The following is a 301-nucleotide window of genomic DNA, read 5'->3' on the forward strand; positions in this document are numbered from 1 at the left end:
TTTATACGTTAACCACGCTTGGATTTTTACGTCTTACCGAGCACGGACAGTATCAATTGGGCAGTAGCACGGTGCGACTCAGCGCCACTGCGTGGAGTCGCCACGATATGGTCGCAGCCGCTGAGCCACTGCTAAGGCAGTTTGCGAGTAGCAATGAAGTATCGGTGAACTTGGCAACAGAGGTCGAAGGAGAAATGCGCTATCACGCTTGTTGTCGCAGCCCTGCTCGCCTATCGGTCAATTTGCAAGTTGGCTCAGCAGTGCCGGTCACCCGTACCGCTATTGGTCGCGCTTTTTATGC

General features: G+C 53.8%; 1 protein-coding gene. It reads left to right on the top strand.

The annotated features are described in order from the left end of the window. Window positions 1–301: IclR family transcriptional regulator domain-containing protein (locus AAEY83_RS13845; protein ID WP_502945174.1), on the top strand; the 301-nt coding region annotated here is incomplete at both ends.

It is taken from the genome of Psychrobacter sp. TB20-MNA-CIBAN-0197 (genome assembly GCF_040309765.1).
Classification (GTDB): Bacteria; Pseudomonadota; Gammaproteobacteria; order Pseudomonadales; family Moraxellaceae; genus Psychrobacter; species Psychrobacter submarinus.